The organism is Streptomyces sp. NPDC001070, assembly GCF_053598835.1.
This window is the reverse complement of the sequence record NZ_JBSFLB010000032.1, coordinates 1-20,753: the sequence shown is the minus strand read 5'-3', so window position 1 is coordinate 20,753 and position 20,753 is coordinate 1. Positions and strand designations below refer to the sequence as shown.

Here is a 20,753-nt window from a genome sequence, read left to right as displayed (position 1 = left end):
AGGAGGAGACGAATTCGACCTTTCCTGGGAGACACGGCGTGGGTATCTCGCGAAGAAGGCTACTGACGACGACCGGAGTGGGTGTGGTGGCGGCGGCCATCGACGCCGGCGGCTTCCGTGCCGCCGCCGAAGCCGCCACCTCGGTACGCGGCGGCAAGGCGGCGGCCGCCTCCGCATCGGACGCGCGGGTGGTCACCACATGGGACCAGACGGTGCAGCGGGCGAGTTACGCGCCGGGCGCGGGATACCAGGGGCTGGTCGCCGGACCGGGCGAGCCGCACACCATCCGCACGGACCTCTGGTCCCGCTTCGGCCCCCCGACGATGGCACTGGCCGCGTTCGCGCAGATGACCGACCTGCACATCGTGGACGACCAGTCGCCGGCCCGCCTGGAGTTCATGGACCGCTACGCCGACGCCGGCGCCCCGCACTACGCCTCGTATCCCACCGACTCCGCCTACCGGGGCCACGAGTTCCTGTCGACACAGGTCGTCGACGCGATGTGCCAGGCCGTCGCCGGCGTCGGCAAGGGCCCGCGGAGCAAGAAGCCGCTGCAGTTCACCATCGTCACCGGCGACGCGATCGACAACTGCCAGCACAACGAGAACCGCTGGTACATCGACCTGCTCGACGGCGGTCAGACCATCGTGCCGGACTCCGGCCGCATCGGCCTGGACCAGGGTTTCTCCAGCGGTGCCCTGACCAACGGCGGCGCCGGGGACAACCACTACTACTACCCGTCCGTACCTCCGCAGCAGGTGCCGGGCAACCAGTACACCGGTACCTCCGGCCTCGGATTCCCCTACGTCCCCGGACTGCTCGACGCGAGCGGCGTGGTCGGAGCGGCCCGCCGGCCGTTCGTCTCCCACGGCCTCGGCATGCCCTGGTACGCGGCGTACGGCAACCATGACGGCCTGTGGCAGGGCAACGAACCCATCGACAACAACCTCGTCGACGTGCAGGGCATGACGGTCGGCTCGTCCAAGACCACCGGCACCTCCGCGGACCTGCCGGACGACTACAGCGACCTCGGCACCTTCGGCAAGCTGATGGTCGCCTGGGAGCTGGAGGGAACCCGGGTCGTCGCGGACCCCAACCGGCGGCTGCTGTCCCGCAAGGCCTTCATCCAGGACCACTTCAACACCGCCGGCCTGCCGGTCGGTCACGGATTCCAGGGCGTCGGGATCGACAAGGCCTACTACGCGATCCCGTCCGGCTCCGGCGACCTGATCCGCTACATCACCCTCGACTCCACCAACACCAACACCGACGGCTTCGGCTCGGGCGCCGCGGGCGGCTCGATCGACACCGACCAGCTCAACTGGCTGGAACAGCAGCTCAGGGCCAACAGCTCACGCTACATCGGCACGAACAACCGCATCGTCACGCAGAGCGGTGTGCAGGACAAGATGTACGTCCTGTTCTGCCACCACACGCTGGGCACCATGGACAACCTCGACGACGGCATCCTCGGCGGCATCTTCGGGGACCGGCACACCGGCGACGAACTGAAGGCGCTGCTGCTGCGCTACCCGAACGTCATCGCCATGGTCAACGGCCACACCCACGCCAACAAGATCGTCCCCCATCCGACGCCTGCCTCCAGTCCGATCTCCGGCGGCTTCTGGGAGATCTCCACGGCCTCCCACATCGACTGGCCGATCCAGAGCCGCATCATCGAGATCATGGCCAGCCCCGACGCGCAGAACGCGGGGGAATTCGGCTCCGCCGCCGGGCCCGCCACCATCTCGATCTTCACCACCATGATCGACCCCGCCGCACCCCTCTCCTTCGGGGGCGACACCAGCACACCCGCCCAACTGGCCTCCCTGGCACGGGAGCTGGCCACCAACGACCCGCAGGAGGTGAGCCGCGGCATCACCAGGCGCATGGGCGTCAGCCAGGACCGCAACACGCAACTGCTCCTGCCGGCCCCCTTCCCGCTGCACGCCCCGCACCCGCTCGGCTCCCCCATCGCCACGGCCCGCAACAAGGACGGGCGCCTGGAACTGTTCGGCACGGATGCACAAGGCAACCTCTGGAACACCAGCCAGGAGACCGCCGCCGGCGACCTGCAACCGTGGACGAAGCTCGCCAGTGGACCGGGGTGGCAGTCCGTCACCGCCGGCATCCACCAGGACGGCCGGGTCGAGGTGTTCGCCATCGACCAGAACGGCTCCGTCAACCGCCGCACGCAGACCAGCGCGGGCAGCAGCACCTACACCGCCCCCCAGCAGTTCGACGCCGCTTTCACCTCCGTGACCGCGGCCCAGGACCAGTGGGGCGGCATGCAGGTCTACGCGACCCGCACCGACAACACCATCCGCCACCGCTGGCAGGACTTCCTGAACGACGACACCGCCTCGAACGGCTGGTTCACTCCCTGGACCCAGCTCGGCGGCACCGCGATCCAGCTCGCCGTCGAGACCGGCTCCGACGGACGCGCCGTACTGGTCGCCATCAAGGAGGACGGCCTCCTCATCCAGCGCAAGATGAACGTCGCCAACGCCCAGACGGAGAGCGAGTGGGGCGGGGTGCTGCCGCTCGACGGCATCCTCGACTCCGTCGACATGGCCCGCAACCTCGACGGACGCCTGGTGATCCTCGGCACCAACCCCGACGGGCAGCTCTTCCACCGATTCGAGACCGCGCCCGGCAGCGGGACCTGGCAGCCCTGGGCCCTGGTCCCGACACAGGTCGGCACCACCACGCTGCGGATGCGCCACGTCTGCGCCGAACGCGGCGGCCCCGGGCGGATCGAGATGTTCGCCATCGACGACACGGGCACGCTGTACCACTGCAAGCAGAGTGACCCCAACAGCACGACCTGGTCGCCCTGGGAGTCCTGTCAGTTCCAGCTGCGTTCCACCCACACCGTCACCGGGCTGTGACAGGCCCGGCGGCACCCGACCCGTCCCGCTCCTCCTCCTGAAGCGCCCAGCCCGGCCCGGCGTCCGAGCGGCCGCCGGTGCCGTGGTCCCGACGCCCGTCGAATTGCCGTGGTCCCAGGCTGTGCCCGTGCCCGTGCCGCGGCCGGGTGCCGGGCGAGCGATGGCTGTCCGGACCGTCCCGGAGCACGGTGGGGCGGTCGTCAGTCGGGCCAGTACGAGCACCGGACCCCGGTGTGCACAGCATGCCGCAGGTGTTCACCGATCACGGGGTCGGCCGCCGCGATCCGGTCCAGTGCCCGGCGGACGGCCTTGCTCACCGCGACCCGGGAGCGTTCCTCGCCCTCGGGGAAGCGGCGGGCGCGTCCGCTCAGGCCCGCCGCGCCCGCCAGCTGGCTCATCAGCCAGTCGTGCTCGGCCTGGGCGACGGCGGCCCGCTCTTGGTCGTCGGCCGCCTTGAGCTCGTCCAGCTCCGTGCGAAGCCGGGCCAGGCGGTTGCGGTACTCCTGCGTCGCCACCCGGTCCAGTACCGGCTGTCCGGACAGGGCCGGGTGCTCGGTGGCCTCGTTGAGCGCGGTCAGCCCCGCCACGAGGTCGACGGCCCGGATCTCCTGGCGCGGATTGGCGATCAGCACCACCAGGTGGAGCATCCCCACACTGTGCTCCACCAGCACGCTGCGCTCGCCGAACCCGATCCGCCATTTGCGGCCCAGCCGGGTGCAGAACGCCGTGGGCGGCCGATGTCCGTCCTCACCGTGCGGACCCGCGCCTTCGTGTCCGTCGTTCTCCGCCGGTGCCGCCGCGGCCTCTTCCGCGACCACGGCCATCTCCTGCCGGACGGCGTCGGCCTCCGTCTGCCGGCCGGCCCGCACGAGCGCCGTCGCGAGCCGGTCCCGGGACGCCGTGACCGCCGGCCAGTGCGCGAGGGCGAGGTTCTGGCGTACCGCGTCCCGCAGATGGGTCACGGCCCGGTCGACGTCTCCCGTGGTGAGTGCGGCGACCCCCAGGGCGTGCTGGGCCGAGCCGAAGCAGGCGACGGCGAGACTGCCCACCATGGGCAGGTGTCCGTACGGGCTCAGCAGTTCGTAGACCCGCGCCGCCGTGGCGGTGTCGTCGAGGAGATAGGCGGCCTCCGCGACACCGTGCATCGTCACCATCCAACTGCTCGACCGGGGCAGGTCGCCGAGGTCGCGACCGCACAGGGTGGCCAGCGCGCTGACCGCCTTGCGCCGGTCCCCGGCCGTCACCGCGGCGACCGCGAGCGCGGCCAGGGCGTGATCGTCCACGGCGCTCAGCGTCGGGGAGTTGACCACTTCGCTGAGCAGTGGCACCAGTTCCACCACCCGGCCCTGGTACCAGCGGATGGTCACGAGCTGAGCGGCCTGCCACACCGTGGCGTTGACGTCTCCTGCGGCGGTCCCGCTCTGGGTGCAGACCCGGGCCAGTTCCTCGGCCTCGTCGAGGCGGCCCGCGCGGACGGCGAGCATGACGTTCATCGCGTTCACGACGAAGCCCACCGCGAGGTGGTCCTGTTCGGCCAGCAGCCCGCGCAGTTCGGCCAGGCAGCGCTCCGCGTGCGGGTCGCCGTCCAGGAACATGTCGACCGTCTGCCACAGCAGGCCCATCAGCAGATCGCTGCGGCGGGAGGTACGGAAGCTCTCCGCGACCAGTTCGGCGGCCAGTTCCCGGCGCAGTGCGCCGTGCTCCGGGCCGATCAGGCAGTGATGGGTCAGGCTCAGGGCCTCCGCACGCGCCATCGGACTGCGCCGCGACGTCGCCTGTTCGAGCAGCGCCAGCACGGCCGTGTGGTCGCTGCGCCGGTAGTCGCCCTCCCCGGCCAGCCGGATCCCCAGCCGCAGGGCCAGCGAGGAGTCGGGGTCCAGCAATTCCAGAGCCCGGCGTAACCGCGATTCCAGGAGCACCGAGCCCGCCACCGTGCGGTGCTCGTGCACCCACAGGCCGCCGAAGCCGAGGGCGGCCACCGCCATCGCCCGTACGTCGCCGGCCGACTCGGCGATCCGGTAGGCCCGTTCGAACCGGTCCCGGCCGGCGCGCAGATCGCCGTCGTCGACGACGGCACGGGTGCCCTCGTCGAGCAGCGTCTGAAGTTCGGCAGACCGCCTCGCGCCCGGCCCGGCCGGACCCGTCGCGTCCCGCACGGGCGCATCGACATTGTTCACGGCTGTATTACTCCCCTGGGTGCACTCGACAACGCCAGGGGAAAGCCCGCCGGACCGCCGTGTCGGTCGTGATCGGTGGCCTTGCCACAGGCGGAGGACGGCGAGTAAGGCTATCGCAGAGGCCGTGACGGGGGAACAGCCCCAGGTTGTATGGCAGGTTGACGCCGCATGAGGTCCACGTCCCGGCCGGAGGTCGGGGCCGGCTGCGGAACGCGATGGCACGGGCCGGCACGCGATGGCACGGACTGGAACGCCCACCGGGCAGTGGCACATCCATTCGTCCACTCCTTCGAAGGGGAATTGAGTCGTGGGCTTTTTCGGGCATCGGCGCTCCGCCCTGGGCGGCGTCGTGGCGCTCGCGTTCGGGCTTCTGCTCGGTGGAGGTCCGGCGGCGTCCGCCGCCCCCGCCGCGGCGCCGGCCTTCTCCATCACCTCCGACAGCCAACAGGACCTGTTCGTGCAGGCGATCGGCACACCGGACGCGGTGGTACGGATCGCCGGGAACGTGGACCTGGACCTGACCGGGCGGGAGTCCCTGCCGGTCGCCCCAGGCGTGCAGATCCTGGGTGACCGGTCACAACGCCCGCGGGGGCCGCGGCTGTTCACGACGTCCTTCCCGCACATCCTGTTGATGGTCGGGAACGACGGGGACGGCACACACAGCGACAACGTGCGGATCAGCGGCATCCGGCTGCAGGGTGGGGAGAGCGACGACCCCTACTCGGCGGTCGACACCAGTGACTCCGACGGAATCCGCGTGAATTCGAGCCTGAGCGTGGAGATCGACCACAGCGAAGTGGACCACTGGCGCGGAGCGGCCGTGAGCGTCCAGGACGGCCAGAACCGGATCAGCCTGCAGAACGCCCAGACCGTATGGGTGCACGACAACTACATCCACCACAACCAGCACCCCACAGGCAGCATCTGCTGCGGTCACGGCGCGGGCTACGGCGTGGTGATGAGCCATGGCGCCTACTCCCTGGTCGAGCGGAACGTGTTCGACTACAACCGGCACGCGATCACCGGCGACGGTTCGGCCGGCGACGGCTACCTGGCGTACCGGAACCTGATCTGGGGCGGCGGCGGGGACAACTCCCACGTCTGGCACACCCATGAGATCGACATGCACGGCAACGACTCGTCCTGCAGCTACGAGTGCGGCTCAGCGGGCGAGTACATGGACGTGGAGTACAACACCGTCTGGTACACCAACGGCACCGGGGTCAAACTGCGCGGTACCCCCAGCATCGGCATGACGGTGTCGCACAACGTCTTCCAGCATTCGAGTCTGTGGGTGGGTTCGATCCTGCCGATCCACGCGGCGCTGGACCAGACGGAGACCGGGCTGCACCAGTCCGCCAACACCCTGGACTCCTACACCGGCGGCCAGCGCAAGTACTGCGACTTCGACGGGGACGGTGTCAACGACGCCTTCATCGCCACCGGCATCACCTGGTGGTACCAGTCCAGCTCGCTCGGCGGGCGCTGGAGTTACCTCAACCAGTCGACGATTCGGCTCGCCGACGTGTCGCTCGGCGACGTCGACAACGACGGTCTGTGCGACGTCGGCTATCCCGGCGGGGTGTTCGTCAACCCGGGTCAGGGCGTCTCTTCGACCACCGCGACCGCGACCGTCTCCAGCGGGGACTTCAACGGCGACGGCCGCACCGACATGGCGCTCAGCGCCTCCGACGCGTGGCAGGGCCTGCCTGCGGCATCCTCCCAGGGTGACGGCCGCTTCTCCCAGGACATCTCCGCGGCCGGCGACTTCCCCCGTCTTGCGGCCACCCCCGGGGCCCGGACCTACAGTGGAGACTTCGACGGCGACGGCCGCGCCGACCTCGCCGCGTTGGGCGCGGAAGGATGGAACACCCTGCCGGTGGCGTTCTCCAACGGCGACGGGACCTTCCGGGCCACGAAGTCCGGCGTCGGCGACTTCGCCGCGTGGGCGTCCCTGCCTGGGGTGAAGGCACAGGTGGGCGACTTCGACGGGGACGGCCGGTCGGACATCGCGCTGGTCGGCGGGAGGGGCTGGGGTTCGGTGCCGGTGGCGTTCTCAGGCGGCGACGGCACGTTCCGCATCACCAACGCCTCCGTGGACGGCTTCGCCGGATGGGCGCAGATGCCCGGGGCGCAGGTCGTCGACGGTGACTTCAACCACGACGGCAGGACGGACGTCGCGCTGGTCGGCGGGAGCGGCTGGGGTTCGCTGCCGGTGGCGTTCTCAGGCGGCGACGGGACGTTCCGCGTCACGAACGCTTCCTCGGTCGACTTCGCCGGCTGGGCTTCCGTACCCGGGGCGAAGATCAAGGTGGGCGACCTCGACGGGGACGGCCGGACCGACATCGCCCTCGTACCGGGCCCCGGCACCCCGTGGTGGTACACGCTGCCCGTGGCGTTCTCAGGCGGCGACGGGACCTTCCGCGTCACCAACGCGGCCTCGGCCGACTTCGCCGCGTGGGCGCAGGTGTCGGGGGTGCAGGTGGTCGGCGGTGACTTCAACCACGACGGCAGGACGGACATCGCGCTGGTCGGCGGGAGCGGCTGGGGTTCGGTGCCGGTGGCGTTCTCAGGCGGCGACGGCACGTTCCGCGTCACCAACGGTTCCTCGGTCGACTTCGCCGGCTGGGCTTCCGTAGCCGGAGTGAGGGCACAGGCGGGTGACTTCGACGGGGACGGCCGCACGGACATCGCCCTCGTCCGGGGCCCCCACACCCCGTGGTGGTACACGCTGCCGGTGGCCTTCTCAGGCGGCGACGGCGCGTTCCGCGTCACCAACACCCCCGCCGACCGCTTCGACCGCTGGGCATCGGCTCCGGCGCACACACCGGACCCGTCGAGCCCGGACGCGCAGACCGTGGCCGGGACCCAGTACTCCAGTGCCCCGTTGCGTTTGGCCCGGCGGTGACGTGTCAAGGGGGTTGTACGTCACAACGCTACCCCGATAGATCAACTTTCGACCAAGAGGGTTGATCAAGGAGTTCCGTTGCAGGAGCAGTCTGTCGTCGCCAGCGAGATCGCAGTAGTCAAGGGTGTGTGTTCGCACCGGGCATCTCGGGGAGTCGACCCAAGTCGTGGACCTCGAACTGGTCGATGCGGTGCTGGAGGAGACCGGGACGTCCAGAAGCGGGTCAGGCTGCTGCTCTCGCGGGTGGTGGTGTACTTCAGAGACCGACCCCTCAGGCGCCGGCCTTGTACTCGCCGCACAGCCGATAGCCGACGGGACGCCGGATGTGCAGGCAGCGCTGGAGCAGCCGGTGCACGCCGGCACCGAGCGCTGCACCCAGCAGGGGCGCGAGCAGATAGACCCACAGCAATCGGGTCTCCCCGGCGAGCAGGGCCGGGCCGAACTGGCGCGAGGGGTTCGCCGAGGCGCCGCTGTGCCGACTGAGCACGGTGACGATGGCTGCCGTCAGGGCTCCGACGGTGTAAGGCAGCCAGCGGCTGAGCGCCGTATGCGCCAGGAAGAACCCCACCGTCAGCACCACGATCAGCAGGCAGCCGCACTCCGTGCCCGCGAGCACCAGGGTGCTCCATGAGGCGCTCGGGTGCACCGCCGCATAGTGCACCGGCGGCCGGGAGAGCACGGACCCCCACACCAGCCGCCCAAGTACTGTTCCCGCCACCGACCCGGCGAGCTGGGCACATACATACGGTGTCACCATGCGTCCGGGAAATGCTCCCATCAACCAGATCCCCACGCTGATCGCCGGGTTGAGATGGGCGCCGGAGCGACGCCCGGGCGGGGAGGTGATGAGCACCACCAGCACCAGCCCCACCAGCAGGCCGTTGGCAGCGGCGGCCGCCGTTGCGTCGCCGACTGCCACCGGTGAGTCGGGCGCCACCAGCCACCGGACCCCCGTGACCACGCAGAAGATCAGAACGGTCGTCAGTGCGAACTCGCGGGCCGCGTCCGGCAGCCAGGGGCACCAGCCGCCCTCCGGTGCCCGAGCGGAGGCGTCCGCCATACCCATGACCTCTCCCTGTGCAGCACAATGTCCGACACTACGTGCGCGGCGCGGCGGGCATCGGATGGCGCGCGGACAGGGGTCGCCCACTCCCAGGTGGCCAACAGCTTGGTGAAGCGTTCCGTCCGGGGACCAGGTCGGCCTCTGCCTCCCCCGCGGGACGGGGGATGTCCCCCCGAACGGCGGAGCAGTGGTCACCCTCCGCCGTCGAGGCTGGACCCAGGTCTGACCCGTCGCCTTTGCGCCGCTTCCACTGCCTTTGAGAGGCCGCGTTCATGCGTCCTTCCGTCTTCGCCGCTACCGCAGCCGCCTGCGCCGCCCACACCACACCGTTCGCGGCCCGGCCTTCGCCACCCCCATGTCCTGTACGCGTCGCCACTCTCCACCTCGGGACTGCACACGACGCCAAGCCGCGGCAGGCACTGGACGACCTGGTGGTATCCGCAGTAGCCGCAACGTCTTCGCGCAGCCATGTGCCCGGCTGGGCGGCTGTTCGCGACCACCCGGCCGGGCACCCGCACTGTCTGGTCCCCGACCAGCCGCTCCCGGACCGAGGCCCACCGTCCCGGCCCGGGCTCGCCCGACCGGCGGAGCCGTACGCTGCCCTCCCCCCTGGGGAGGAGCGGAAAGCTGGTCCGAGTGGACGACCTCCCGGAGACGGACACCACGGAGGCTGGTGGCACAGCGATCAGCCGCAACCGGCGGAGATCCCTTCCGCTTTCCGGGAGAACCCCCTTGACCAGTCCCACCAGCACCCTGGCGCGCCCGAAGCACACCCGTGCCGGGTGGATCGCCGCCACCCTCGGCGCAGCCACCGTCGCCGCAACCGTACTGGCCCCCGGAGCCTCGGCCGTCGCCGCCGCACCCGACGGCCACGATGCGGCCGCGGCTGCCGCAGCGGACCACCGCACGGCGGCGCCCTCCTCCTCAGCCGCTGACCGCGCCGTCAAGCAGGCCGTGCGCCGGCTGACCGGGGCGGGCCTGCCCGGAGCGATCGCCCTGGTCCGGGACCACGGCCGGGTCGCCACTGCCGCGGCCGGGTACGCGGACCTCGCCACCAAGCGGCGGATGACCACTGGGGACCACCTGCGGATCGGCAGCAACACCAAGGCGTTCACCGCCACCGTGGTCCTTCAGCTCGTCGCCGAGCACCGGCTGCGCCTGGACGACACCGTGGCACGGTTCCTTCCCGGCATCGTCCACAACGCCGACGGCATCACCGTGCGCCAGCTGCTCAACCACACCAGCGGCCTCTTCCCCTTCGAGCAGGACCCGGCCTTCGCCGCCCCCTACCTGCGCGGCGACGCCGGATACTACCGATCGCCGCAGCAGCTGGTGGCACTGGCCGACGCCCACGCGCCGCTGTTTCCGCCCGGCACCAAGTTCTCCTATTCCAACACCAACTACATGCTGCTCGGGCTGATCATCGAGAAGGTCACGCACCACTCCTATGGGGCGGAGTTGAACCGCCGCATCATCAAGCCGCTCGGGCTGCGCGACACCCGGCTGCCGGTCCGCTCGCTGTCGATCCAGAAGCCGGCCGTGCACGGATACATGATCAACCAGCCGGGCGGCGCCACCAAGGACATCACCAGCGCCATCAGCCCGTCGACCACCTGGGCAGCGGGCGCGCTCACCTCCACCTTCAACGATCTGGCCCGCTTCGATCGCGCCCTGCTCACCGGCAGGCTGCTGCCCAAGGCGCAGCTGGCCCAGATGAAGCAGGCAGGCCCCTTCAAGGTCGACCCCGCGGACCCCAGCAAGGGCTACGGCCTGGGTCTCGAGAAGCTCAAGCTCTGCGGCATCACCATGTGGGGCCACACCGGCACCGTCCTGGGCACCCAGACCAACGCCTTCACCAGTGCCGACGGCACCCGGCAGCTCGTCCTGAGCACCAACGCCGATCCCGACACCTGGAACGCGGGGCAGGTCTCCGCGTGGCTCACCGCCGCCCGGAACACGCTCTGCGTCAAGTAAACGAACGGCAACCGGATGGCCGGAAGCGAGGGAACCCCGTCCTCGCCCTCCAGTGATCACCGGCCAGGAGGCCGGCAGCCATGAGCACGTGGAACGGCCCGACCCCTCACCCCGGCACACCCCGCGCCGTACCGTGCTGATGGTCCTCTTCGACGGAGTCCGGGCGCTGGAGGTGTACGCCGCGGCCAACGGCCACGGCGGCTGCCACCGGGTGCTCACCGCATCCCCGGAGGGTGCAGCGATCCGCACCGCGGCCGGGCTCCGCCTGACGCCCTGCCTAGCCCTCAGGGACGTGCACGGCCGGCCGGACTGGCACGCCGCCGTCGAGGACGCGGACCTGCCCGTATCGCCCGGCTCACCGTCCGGGGCCGCCGGGTGGCCTCCGGGTGCGCCGGGGCCTTCCCACTGGCGGCCACCGGTCTGCCGGACGGGCGGCGGGTCGCCGAGGAGCCGGCCTCCGAGTTCCGGGCGGTCGAGGTCGAGGCCGACTCGATCTTCGTCCGGGACGGGAACCTGGTCCCCTCGGCCGGGGTCACCGCGGGCATCGACCCGCCCCTCTCCCCCGGCCGGCGGACCTACCGCTGCGGCCTGCCGAAGCGGGCGCTGCCGATCACGGGCTGCGCGGCCACGCTGCCGCGGGTCTGCGGGCTCATCGCGGCGCCGGTGGGGGCCGGCGGCACCTCGGCCGGGCCCACCCTGACGGCGCCGGCGCCGGCGGTCTTCCTCACCGCGGGGCGGGTCTCCCGGCAGGGCTCCTACGGCTGCTCGCCGGAAATCTCACGGCGGCCACCGGCCGCCGGGGCAACGCCCTGCGTCCGTGGCCGGGTCCCGGCCGCGTCCTACTGGGCATCTTGGTCGCGGCAGCCCGGACGCCGGGCGAACTCGTCCGGGCGCGCCGGACCGCCGCCGCCGGGACTGCCGAACACGCGGCCGCCGTGGAACGGGAGAAGCCGCCCAAGGCCCGGACCGCGGTGGTGGAGGAACGAGCCCGGATCAACCGAGAGCTGCACGACATCGTCGCCCACTACGTCAGCCTGACGATGGTGCAGGCGATCACCGCCGACCGGGTCCAGGACCACACCCGACCGCACCGCTTGCTCAAGGATCGGGCAGAGGGAGAGCTCTGGGCGCAGGCCAGACGAAGGGCATGAGCGCCCCGCTCCCCGGGAGGCGGGAGGGCCGGGTAGGTCCGCCGCACGCGGTGGGACGACCAGTGGCCCTGTGTACCGGCGTGAATGTGTCCCCGCCGGCGGCTGCCGCCGGAGGGCAGCCGACAGGAGCGGCGTCACCGGGCGTTCCGACCATTGGTCGGCCGCCCTGGCTGCACCACACACGGCCCCGAGCCGGCGCCGCCGGTGCGGGGCCGCGTGCCTGGTAGCCAGGGAGGAGAGAGTCAGGCGACTCATCCCTGGGGCGGAGGCCGAAGAACATTCCTGGGGCAGAGAAGAGTGCCCGGGGCCGGATCGAGGCTTGAAGCACACCGACCGGTCGAAGTGGCCGGTCCGTACGCAGCCGAAAGGGCTCAGAATGCCTGACAAGTCCGTGACCAGTGACCGTGACCGCCGTATGTCCGGCCGACGCATGGCCGGGGCGATCGGTGCCGCTGTGACCGCCGGAGCGCTCCTCGCGGCCGGTCCCGCCGCGCACGCCTTTGCCGACACGGCGCATGCGGCCGGGGCAGGGCAGACCAAGCACGCCACGTCGCATTCCGTTGGCTCCGAGGCCCGGAAGCTGACACCGGCGGTGCGCGCCAAGCTCGACCGCGCCATCCTCCGGGTCATGCACCAGGCCAAGGTGCCCGGTGCCGTGGTGAGCCTGTCAGTCCCCGGCAAGGGCGACTACGTGCGTGCCTTCGGAGTCGCCGACACCAAGACCCGAGCCCCGATGTCCACCAACGTCAACATGCGGGTCGGCAGCGTCACCAAGACCTTCACCGCCACCGCCGTCCTACAGCTGGTGGACCAGAAGAAGGTGCACCTGGACGACCCGATCTCCAAGTACGTGCGGGGGGTTCCGCAGGGCGACCACATCACGCTGCGGCACCTCATGGAGATGCGCAGCGGCCTGACCGAATACATGGACGACGAGGACTTCGTACGGGCCTGGGTGGCTGATCCGCACCGGCAGTGGAGGTCGAAGGAGTTCCTGCCCTACGCCTTCAAGCACGGCGTCGAGTTCGCCCCGGGCACGAAGTACCACTACTCCAACACCAACTACGTGCTGCTCGGGATGGTCGTGGAGAAGGTGAGCGGCCAGCCGCTCGGACGCTACCTGCAGAAGCACATCCTGGGGCCCGCGCATCTGAAGCACACCTTCTACCCCAAGGGTGCCGAATTCCCGGCGCCGCACGCTCACGGCTACGCCGACGCGAGGGGCCCGGTCGAGGACGCCACCAACTGGAACCCCCATTCCATCGGTGCGCCCGCCGGCGCGATGATCTCGACCCTGGCCGACCTCCAGCGTTGGGCGCCCATACTCGCCAAGGGCACCCTGCTCAAGCACGCCACCCAGGCGGAGCGTCTCAAGACACTGCCCGTCGGCATCGACGGCCTGGGCTACGGCCTGGGCATCTTCAACGACAACGGCTGGATCGGGCACAACGGTTCGCTGCCCGGCTACCAGTCGCTGACGGTGTACCTGCCGGAGGCCAAGGCCACCCTCGTGGTGCACGCCACCACCGACATCCGCAAGCAGCCCGAGGCGCCGACCACGCTGCTGGGCAGGGCGGTCACCCGGATCGCGACGCCGAACCACGTCTTTGACATCAAGCCGGCCGCACCGCAGCACTGACCCGCAGCGGTCACGGGCCGGAACGCCCGGAGCCCCGTGCCGGCGCAGGCCGGCACGGGGCCGTGTCGTGGTGGCGCGGTCCGTGACCGTGCCACCAGTGGGGATCAGCGCTGGGTGCCTCCCACCTCGTCAGGCGTGGATCACGGTCCGGCCGACGAAGGCGCCCGCCGCGTCACGGACCTGGACCCGCATAGCCTTCAGCTCGTCGGTGCCGCCCGGGGTGAAGGACCACTCGGTGTGCGTGCGGGTGGACAGCCCGGTCCAGCCGACCGCCTGCACCCCCCGTGGTCACCACCTCCCGCCCACCGCAGGAAGCGGTCAGAACCGGTGGCAGGCTCCCCGGGCCCGTCGAAGCGCCGTGCTCCCCATTTCCCCAAAAGTCCATCGCGCGGCGCGCCTTCACGGCTGGGCTAATGCGGAAGGCCACCCTCCCGGAATCCCACATAGAGTCGCATGCGGTGACACTATGTGAGCATGCGGGGAAGGTGGGATCGTGCGGCGGGAACCCGGCAGCAAGCGGAACAACCGCTTTCGGCCAGGGCCCGCCAGGCTACTGGCCCTGACGACTGCCAGAGGTCTGGCGGCGGGTGGCCTGGTCTTGTCGATGGGCGATCCGGCCGTCGCCCATATCGACAAACCAACGCCGGCCAAGAATTACACGACCGCCCCCGCGACGCCGTCCGAGACCGCGACGCTCACGAAGACGCCGACCGGGAGCAACCGCGGTCCGGCCCCATCTCCGCCGGCGGTCGCTCGGCACCCGACCCGAACCGGCCACAGCACCGCGCCGACCACCTTTCCATCCCTGGTTCCGCAACTGGTTGGGCCGCGGTCCAGAGCGCGGGCGCGGCCCGCCGCGCCGACCGCCCTCGCCGAGATCTGCCCGGTGACCCACACCGTCGTCGACACGGACTGGCTGTCGCGGCTCGCCGTCACATACCTGGGCAACGCGAACAGGTGGCCTGAGATTTACGAAGCCAACCGGTCGGTGATCGAGGAAGCCGCCCGGAAGCATCCCGGCCCTCCCGTGTTGGGGAGAAGCGACCACGGCCACTGGATTTTCCCCGGCACCGTCCTCACGCTCCCGAAGAAGTTCTCAAGGGACAACGGGAGCGCTGTGATTCCCTCCGGCTACCGGGTCACCCCGGCCGGCTGCCAGACCGAGCTCGGCGACCTGCCCCTCAACGCGGTGATGTCCCCCGACAAGAGCATGCTCCTGGTGAGCAACGCCGGTCGGGGCACCCAGTCCCTCCAGGTGGTCGACCCGCAAAACTCGCAGGTCGTGCAGACGATCTCGTATCCGAGCCCCCAAGCCGTCTTCACCGGGCTCGCATTCAGCCCCGATGGAGAACGGGCCTACGCGAGCGGAGGCGGGACCGAGATCATTCACACGTATGACGTGAGCGATGGACGGCTGAGGGAAACCGCCCCGATCAAGCTGCCCCGGAAAAACCCTGATGGCCATTCAGCGAACATGTATCCGGCAGGCATCGCGGTTACCCCGAACGGGCGACGGCTCGTCGTGGCGGACCGGCTCGCCGACGCCGTCACCGTCGTCGATCTCGCGAACGGGTCCATGGCGACCGTCGCCGTGGGGCACGCGCCATACGCCATCGCCCTCGCCGAATACGGGAAGACCGCCTTCGTGACCAACCAGGGCGGCGACACCGTCAGCGTGCTCGACATCAGTGGTGTGGCGCCCCTGGTGAAGACAGCCGTTCCCGTCGGGACGCATCCCAACGCCATCATCGCCGATCCACAGCAGCGGACCCTGTACGTCGCCAACGGCGACAGCGACCAGGTCAGTGTCGTCGACGTCGGCACCCGGATGGTGACGCGGACGATCCCGCTCGCGCCGTACCGGAACGCGCCCGTAGGCAGCAACCCGGACGCGCTCGCGCTGTCAGAAGACGGGCACCGGCTCTACGTGGCCAACGCCGGGAACAACGACATCGCCGTCCTCGACCTCAGGACCGGACGGACCGACGGGCTCGTTCCCACCGCCTGGTACCCGACCGCCGTCATCGCCCACCGCGGGAAGCTGTACGTGGCCAACGCCAAGGGGCTTGGCGCCGGACCCAACAACGGCCCTGGCTACCCGAACCCAGCGTCCTTGGCGCCGCAGTCCCCGGACGAGTACGTCGGCTCGATGATGGAGGGCACTCTGTCCACCATCTCGCTCGACGGGGGCGAACGGCAGCTGCGGAAGTGGACGCAGACCGTCCAAGCCGACAACGGGTTCAAGGATGCGGGTGGCCTCAAGGGCACCGGAGCCGTCGTACCCCGGCGGGTGGGCGAGACGTCCCCGATCGAGCACGTCATCTACGTGGTCAAGGAGAACCGGACCTACGACCAGGAGTTCGGTTCGCTGGACAAGGGCAACGGAGACGCGTCCCTGAACCTCTTCGGGGATGACTCCGCGCCCAATGCCCGCGGGCTGCAGCGCGAATTCGTGACCCTGGACAACTTCTACGCCGACGCCGAAGTCAGCGCTCAGGGCTGGAACTGGATCGTCGCGGCCAACTCGAACCCATACTCCGAACAGGGCTGGCCCGCCAACTACTCCGGGCGCAACCACTCCTACCCGTCCGAGAGCGACGACCCGGCGATCGCGCCCAACAAAGATCGTGAGCATGCCTACATCTGGCAGCGGCTCGCGGACGAAGACATCAGCTTCAGGAACTACGGCTTTTACACGCACCCGGATGCTCGCGGCAAGGCCGTAGCCGCGGATCCGGTGCTGAACGCCCACACCGACCCGGACTTCCAGCCCTTCGACTTGCGGTGCCCGGACTCGGGGAACAGCTTCCCGGCCCATGCCAAGACCTGCCGGCTTCCGCGTATCGAGGCGTGGAAGCACGAGTTCGCACGGTACGAGAAGAACGGCGCTCTGCCCGCCTTCGAGATGGTACGGCTGCCCAACGACCACACCTCCGGCACCAAGGCCGGCATGCCGACACCGCAGGCATACGTCGCCGACAACGACTGGGCACTGGGGCAGCTCGTCGACACGGTTTCGCACTCCTCGTACTGGAAGTCGACCGCGATCTTCGTGACCGAGGACGATGCGCAGAACGGTCCCGACCACGTGGACGCGCACCGGACGCTCTCACAGGTCATCAGCCCGTATACACGCACCGGGCGGGTCGACTCGACGTTCTACTCCACCGTCTCGATGCTGCGGACGATCGAGCTGCTGCTGGGGCTGAGCCCGATGACGCAATTCGACGCCTATGCCATCCCGATGGTGAACGCGTTCACGACTCGGCTGGACACCACTCCGTACAAGGCGGTCAAGCCGGTGTACGACATGACCGCCATGAACGGGGCCGGTTCACCGCTCGCGGGGGCTTCGGCCGAGCAGAACCTCACCAAGGAAGACCAGATCGACGAGCAGACCTTCAACGAGGCGATCTGGAAGAGCGTGAAGGGCACGTGGTCGGTGATGCCGACGCCGAGGCACGTTCTTCTGAGGCCGGAAGAGACCGACAGGGAAGAGTGAAGCCCGCGCCGCTGCGCCGCCCCCGCCTGCCACCGGGCCCCGGCAGGAGGCTCGTCGCGTTGCGCCGGACCGTGTCAGGCGACTGCGGAGAGCCCGAGTTCCTGCAGCTGCTCGAGCTGCCCGGGCTTGATGGGGGCGCCAGGGTTGTTATTCCGACATGGTGGGAGGGCTCAGCAGTGTCTTCAGTGCGCTGTCCGTGGCCGCCTTCAGCTTCTGCGAGTCGATCAGGGTGTTGAGGGACAGGGTGACCTGGCGGCTGTTGTCGGCCGTGGTGAAGCTGTAGGTGCTGTATCCGGGGGCGCTGCCGGTGTGGCCGTAGGCGGTGCCGTAGGAGGGGTCGGTCAGGCGGCTGAGGCCGAGCCCGTAGTCGGTCGCGCCGCGTTGCAGTGGCTGGGTGTCCTGCATGGCGTGAAGCAGGCGCGGCGGCAGCAGCTTTCCGCCGATCAGTGCGCCGAAGAAGCGGTTGAGGTCGTGGGTGGTGGAGATGAGTGAACCGGCCGTCGATGCCGAGGACATGCTTTGTTCGGTGATGTCGGTGAGCGGGGAACCCGGGCCGTTGAGGCGGAGGTAGCCGTGTGCGTGCGGGCCGTGGATGCGGACCGAGCTGCCGGGGAAGTGCGTGTGGTTGAGCCCGAGGGGCCGGATGATCCGGTCGGTGATCTCCTGCTCAGGCGTGTTGCCGGTGACCTTCTGGATCAGCATGCCGAGCACGATGTAGTTGGTGTTGGAATAGTGGCCGGCGCTGCCGGGGGCGAAGTAGGGGGCGTGCCGGAAGGCTTCCGCGAGCAGCTGCTGGGTCGACCAGTGGCGAAAGCGTGTCTGGTAGAGCTGCGAAAGGCTCCCGTGCCACAGGGAGTCGGTGTAGTCGTACAGTCCGCTGCGGTGGCTGAGCAGCTGCCGGACGGTGATGCGCTGCCCGCCTGGCACCAGGTGGGGGAGGTAGTGCCCGATGGGTGCGTCCAGGCGCACCTTCTTGTCTGCCACGAGTTGCAGCACGGTGGTGGCGACTAGCGATTTGGTCGTGCTTCCGGCGCGGAACCGACCGTCGACAGGCGGTAGTTGGCGGTGGTGCAGGTCGGCCCTGCCGCTGGTGCCGGTCCATGTGCCGCGGGCGTCGTGGACCTCGGCGATGACACCGGGCACGCCCGCCGCGACGAGGTCGTCCAGGGCCTTTTCCCGTGCGGCGTGGTCTGCCGCGCCGGGCCGGTGAGGTGATGTGGTGGCCGCGGCCGCGGGAGGGGCAGAGGCGGCGAAGGCGGGAGCAGCCGCGGGTACGGCCAGGGCACCGGACAGCACGGTGGCGGCGGCGAACAGGGGAAGACGCATGAAGAATCCTCTCAATCACAGGGGTCATCTCTGGTTCGGGTTCAAACGCGCCGCCGTGCCCGCTCCGAGAAGGGGCGGGGACATCGGCTGATCACCCGGTGTCCCGCCCGGACGGCGGGCGACGCCCTCGGAAAGACGGCGCGGAGTCCAGCCTGACCCGCGGGACACCGTCATCGCCTCAGCCGCGTAGCGGAGGTTTCGTCTCCCCCCGACAGGTGAGCGCTCATCTGCGGTGGTTCTGAAGGCGGACCGGGCAAGAGGCTGTCCGGCTGCGGCGACTGCAGGCAGCGGCCGGAGGGCAAGGGGGCCGGCGGAAGGCCGGTCACGCGGAGGCGGGACGCGCCGGCCGGCCCGGCCAGGTGTGTCTGCTCGGCAGGGACAGGGACCACAAGGCACCGGTCCCGATACGTGGTAATTGTGACCGCTTCCGGCGGCGACCGTGCTGTGTCCGCGGGTTAGATTCGGCGGTACACCCTCCCGGGGCGGTACAGCGCCATGGGCCGGATCGGAGACGTCGCAGGCGTCGGACGCACTCGACATCAGCCCGGCATCGGCCACACCCCCTGGAGAGCGGCCTGCCTGCCCATGTTTCCCAGGCAGAGACACGAAAAGTGCCCCCGGCGGATCGTCGTCGCCGTGGGGTGTCGTCCGCACCGTATCTGCGAAGGACCCGCTATGCCCGCCGTGACCGTCGAGGATCTCCTGGTCCTCCCCCGCCTCCCCCGCCCTGACGCTGCCGCCACCGACCGCCCCGTCCGCCGTGTGGTCACCGCGCACCAGCAGCGGGAGGGAGCCGGCTTTGTGGTGCGCCGTCCGTTCCCGAGTACCGCGTTGCCCGACGTGGACCCGTTCTTGCTGCTCGACCACGTCGGTGAGACCGTCTACCAGCCGCATGAGGCCAAGGGCGCGCCCTGGCACCCTCACCGCGGGTTCGAAACGGTCACCTACGTCATCGACGGCACGGTGGTGCACCAAGATTCCAACGGTGGCGGAGGCGTGATAGCAGACGGGGACACCCAGTGGATGACCGCAGGGTCGGGCATCCTGCACGACGAGGTCCCCAGCGAGGAGGTCCTCGCCAAGGGCGGCCTCAGCCACGGCATCCAGCTCTGGGTGAACCTGCCCCGCACCCACAAGTGGGCGCCACCGCGCTACCAGGACGTCCGGGCGGACCGGCTGCGGCTGCTGACCTCCGACGACGGCGGGGCGCTGGTACGCCTGATCGCCGGTGGTCTCGGCGGCCACCACGGTCCGGGCGTGACCTACACGCCGATCGTGTATGCGCACGCGAGTCTCCTTCCGCAGGCACAATTGCGGACGGCATGGGATCCGCAGTTCAGCGCGATGGTCTACGTGCTGCAGGGATCGGGGAGCGTGGGCGCGGACAAGCGGCCCCTGGAGGAGGGGCAACTCGCGGTGTTCGGCACGGGAGATGCCATCACCGTTCAGGCGGCGCCGTCCCAGCGCGGCCGGACCGGGCGTCTTGAGGTGCTGCTGCTGGGCGGCGTGCCGCTGCGTGAGCCGATCGCCCGCTACGGCCCGTTCGTGATGAACACCCAGGCGGAGATCCGGCAGGCCATCGAGGACTTCCAGCAGGGCAGGATGGGGCACATTCCCGCAGCCCACCTGGACGGCACGCCGTGAGGGACGCTCCGGGCAGGACCGCCGACGGCCGTCGGACGGGGCGGCTGCACGTTCACGCGGGCTGACCGCGCTGAACCGCTCGGAACGCGGCTGGGGCGCCGCGGGCCCACCGCGCTGGTGCGCGGTGGATCCCGGCGCGCCTGACAGTGATCGACACCGCCGGTCAGGGTGATCCGTGCGGTGCAGGGGCGGTCGTACCGGTGCCGGGAGGCTCCGTGGGAGCGTGTCGCGGCGTTTCACCGTGCCTTACCAGACCGCCGGCAAGTGCACGGCATAGGCGCACGCAGCACGCTCTGGCCGAATCCGTGGGACATACGGCCTGGGAGCGGCGACGACAAACGCCGATGAAACGGTTGTCGGAATGGACCGCCTAGAAGACTGCTGAAAATCTCGGGTTCTGGCCCCGGCTCTGTGGAGTCGGGGCCAGTCTTGTAGGCATGCAGGGGGAATGGGCCGGGGAGTCGGTCGGGCCGGATGT

Annotated in this window: 12 protein-coding genes; 7 read left to right on the top strand and 5 right to left on the bottom strand. The window is 70.1% G+C overall.

Annotated features, from left to right (window positions below; translation table 11 throughout):
* The first annotated feature begins 38 nt into the window (after positions 1–38).
* On the top strand, positions 39–2,891 hold the full coding sequence (locus ACWDAS_RS32270; RefSeq protein ID WP_450398046.1) for a TIGR03767 family metallophosphoesterase: 2,853 nt from the start codon (positions 39–41) through the stop codon (positions 2,889–2,891).
* A gap of 200 nt (positions 2,892–3,091) precedes the next feature.
* Here the strand turns inward: ACWDAS_RS32270 and ACWDAS_RS32265 are convergent, their stop codons facing one another.
* A complete protein-coding gene (locus ACWDAS_RS32265; RefSeq protein ID WP_450398045.1) occupies positions 3,092–5,068 on the bottom strand; it encodes a hypothetical protein in 1,977 nt (658 codons plus the stop codon).
* Positions 5,069–5,375: 307 nt separating this feature from the next.
* Between ACWDAS_RS32265 and ACWDAS_RS32260 the strand changes: the two genes are divergently transcribed.
* Positions 5,376–7,976 carry an FG-GAP repeat domain-containing protein gene (locus ACWDAS_RS32260; RefSeq protein WP_450398043.1) on the top strand — a complete coding sequence of 867 codons (2,601 nt, stop codon included), beginning with the start codon at positions 5,376–5,378 and terminating at the stop codon, positions 7,974–7,976.
* Positions 7,977–8,247: 271 nt separating this feature from the next.
* Here the strand turns inward: ACWDAS_RS32260 and ACWDAS_RS32255 are convergent, their stop codons facing one another.
* Complete coding sequence (locus tag ACWDAS_RS32255) at positions 8,248–9,042, bottom strand: aquaporin (protein WP_450398041.1); 795 nt, start codon at positions 9,040–9,042, stop codon at positions 8,248–8,250.
* Positions 9,043–9,771: 729 nt separating this feature from the next.
* Here ACWDAS_RS32255 and ACWDAS_RS32250 point away from each other — a divergent pair.
* Positions 9,772–11,013, top strand: coding sequence for a serine hydrolase domain-containing protein (locus ACWDAS_RS32250; protein ID WP_450398040.1), 1,242 nt, complete (start codon positions 9,772–9,774; stop codon positions 11,011–11,013).
* Between the two features lie 575 nt (positions 11,014–11,588).
* Here ACWDAS_RS32250 and ACWDAS_RS32245 read toward each other — a convergent pair.
* Positions 11,589–11,741, bottom strand: coding sequence for a hypothetical protein (locus tag ACWDAS_RS32245; RefSeq protein WP_450398038.1), 153 nt, complete (start codon positions 11,739–11,741; stop codon positions 11,589–11,591).
* Positions 11,742–11,864: 123 nt separating this feature from the next.
* Between ACWDAS_RS32245 and ACWDAS_RS32240 the strand changes: the two genes are divergently transcribed.
* The gene (locus ACWDAS_RS32240; protein WP_450398036.1) at positions 11,865–12,164 is read left to right on the top strand and encodes a histidine kinase; all 300 of its coding nucleotides are present in this window, start codon (positions 11,865–11,867) and stop codon (positions 12,162–12,164) included.
* Between the two features lie 376 nt (positions 12,165–12,540).
* Positions 12,541–13,803 carry a serine hydrolase domain-containing protein gene (locus ACWDAS_RS32235; protein ID WP_450398035.1) on the top strand — a complete coding sequence of 421 codons (1,263 nt, stop codon included), beginning with the start codon at positions 12,541–12,543 and terminating at the stop codon, positions 13,801–13,803.
* Between the two features lie 129 nt (positions 13,804–13,932).
* Here the strand turns inward: ACWDAS_RS32235 and ACWDAS_RS32230 are convergent, their stop codons facing one another.
* Positions 13,933–14,082: a hypothetical protein gene (locus ACWDAS_RS32230; RefSeq protein WP_450398034.1), complete on the bottom strand. Its 150-nt coding sequence runs from the start codon at positions 14,080–14,082 to the stop codon at positions 13,933–13,935.
* A gap of 214 nt (positions 14,083–14,296) precedes the next feature.
* On the opposite strand from ACWDAS_RS32230, the gene ACWDAS_RS32225 reads away from it, so the two are divergent.
* Positions 14,297–17,305, top strand: coding sequence for a beta-propeller fold lactonase family protein (locus tag ACWDAS_RS32225; protein WP_450398032.1), 3,009 nt, complete (start codon positions 14,297–14,299; stop codon positions 17,303–17,305).
* Positions 17,306–17,452: 147 nt separating this feature from the next.
* Here the strand turns inward: ACWDAS_RS32225 and ACWDAS_RS32220 are convergent, their stop codons facing one another.
* Entirely contained in the window at positions 17,453–18,631 is a 1,179-nt protein-coding gene (locus tag ACWDAS_RS32220; RefSeq protein WP_450398030.1) for a serine hydrolase domain-containing protein, read from the bottom strand.
* Positions 18,632–19,306: 675 nt separating this feature from the next.
* On the opposite strand from ACWDAS_RS32220, the gene ACWDAS_RS32215 reads away from it, so the two are divergent.
* Positions 19,307–20,275, top strand: a complete 969-nt coding sequence (locus tag ACWDAS_RS32215; protein ID WP_450398028.1) for a pirin family protein — start codon at positions 19,307–19,309, stop codon at positions 20,273–20,275.
* The last annotated feature ends 478 nt before the right edge of the window (positions 20,276–20,753 follow it).